At 60.7% G+C, this 1,462-nt stretch carries 3 protein-coding genes; 1 reads left to right on the top strand and 2 read right to left on the bottom strand.

Going from position 1 to position 1,462, the window contains the following annotated elements:
- Positions 1-150: 150 nt before the first annotated feature.
- The gene (locus tag GVL12_RS25645) at positions 151-597 is read left to right on the top strand and encodes a porin (RefSeq protein ID WP_235033986.1); all 447 of its coding nucleotides are present in this window, start codon (positions 151-153) and stop codon (positions 595-597) included.
- Positions 598-650: 53 nt separating this feature from the next.
- Here GVL12_RS25645 and GVL12_RS25640 read toward each other — a convergent pair whose 3' ends face one another.
- Together GVL12_RS25640 and GVL12_RS25635 are read right to left on the bottom strand one after the other, a co-directional pair.
- Positions 651-980: a transposase gene (locus GVL12_RS25640; RefSeq protein WP_159918376.1), complete on the bottom strand. Its 330-nt coding sequence runs from the start codon at positions 978-980 to the stop codon at positions 651-653.
- Positions 932-1,354: a hypothetical protein gene (locus GVL12_RS25635; protein ID WP_159918375.1), complete on the bottom strand. Its 423-nt coding sequence runs from the start codon at positions 1,352-1,354 to the stop codon at positions 932-934. The genes GVL12_RS25640 and GVL12_RS25635 overlap by 49 nt, the downstream gene beginning before the upstream one ends.
- Between the last annotated feature and the right edge of the window lie 108 nt (positions 1,355-1,462).

Below are 1,462 nucleotides of genomic sequence, written 5' to 3'. Positions count from 1 at the left end.
GGAGCCCATCGGGTACATTCCGCCGGCAGAAGCTGAGGAAAACTACTACCGGCAACTCGCCAGTCAGGCCACCTCGGTGGTGGCCTGACTTAAACCAAATAGCCTCCACGGAACCCGGCGTGATTCAGTACCGCGTTTGACGCCTATACACTGGGCGGCTCCTATCGCACCGGTCCCTGGTACTTCACTACAGGCTACGCGATGAACAAGCGCAGGAATGCCCTGATGGCGCAGGACGCTCGCCTGATCGGAGCCTACTGGGGCTCGGAAGCCAATGGCGGCTTCCAACCGGGGGATTCGAGCAAGCGTCAATTGCTTCAACTCGGCGTCGGATACCAGATCACTCCAAAGCTCAACCTGGGGATGCATTACTACCAAGCCAAGCAGAGTGGATCGGTCTCAGCAGCCTTCAACAACAAGGCAGACTTCGTCGTGGCGGTTGCCGACTACGCTTTCAGCAAGCGCACGGATGCCTACATGGGCGTGGACCACACCCGCGTGCGCGGTGGTGCTGGCTCATACATTGAAAAAACGGCGTCCGGAGAACTGGTGCGCAATCGTGCCGGCATCACCATAGGCCTGCGGCACCGGTTCTGAAGAGCTTCCCAGCCAGTCTTAGCAGTCCATTTCATAAGTTCGCACACGTATTTTTAGGCGGCCAGCTTCAAGGGTTGGCCCCGGGCCCAGCGATCACGCATGCGGGCGATCAAGGCATTGAGATCGGTGCGGGTGAACTTCCACTGGAACGGATGCGCAATGCTTTCGAAGTGACGCTCGAAGTTCGCCAGCCGGTCGGCGACAGCCTCCAGGCATGGGAAGTCGTTAGGGGTCAGCACCTTGCGCTGAATGATGGAGAAGTAGATTTCGATCTGGTTAAGCCAACTTGCGTGGATTGGTCCGTGGACCGGAACCAGTGTGGGATGCGCTTGCGTCAGCCGGCGCACTGACGCTTGACCACGATGCGACGAGCCGTTGTCCATGAGCCGGTGGTCGCTTCGCAGCGACCAAACACCTTGGCGCGATGCACGTCGAGCGCCGCCAAGTAAGCCCAGGCACCGCCACGTACGTACTCGTGCTCGACGCGCATCGACTTGCCAGGCTCGGTGGGCAAACTCGGGTGGGTGCGCAAGCGGGCCTGGATGCTGGTCTTCTCGTCAGTCGAGATAACGAACTCGTCCTCGCGCAGTGGCTGCCCTTGCCAACGCCGCTCGTACAGGCCCAGGACTCTCCCGGCCTTAACCTGGAAATGCGGATCGCGCGGAAAGATCCAGCAGCGGTGCTGCCACGCACGGATGGCGTCCTCGTGAAGCCATCGCCAAACCGTGCTGTTGCTGAGTAAGGGGCCAGCAAACACACGCGGTCCGGCCCTTGCGCAGAGTCGGCGCTATGCGGTAGCAGTAGGCGGCAACCAGATGTGCGGCAGCAGTTGGTCAATGTCACGTGCCTTGTGGGTGGGCAGCCG

It is taken from the genome of Pantoea sp. 18069 (assembly GCF_902706035.1).
Classification (GTDB): Bacteria; Pseudomonadota; Gammaproteobacteria; order Burkholderiales; family Burkholderiaceae_C; genus Comamonas.
Note: the sequence above shows the minus strand (reverse complement) of the source record. Positions and strands in the feature narration are given on the sequence as shown.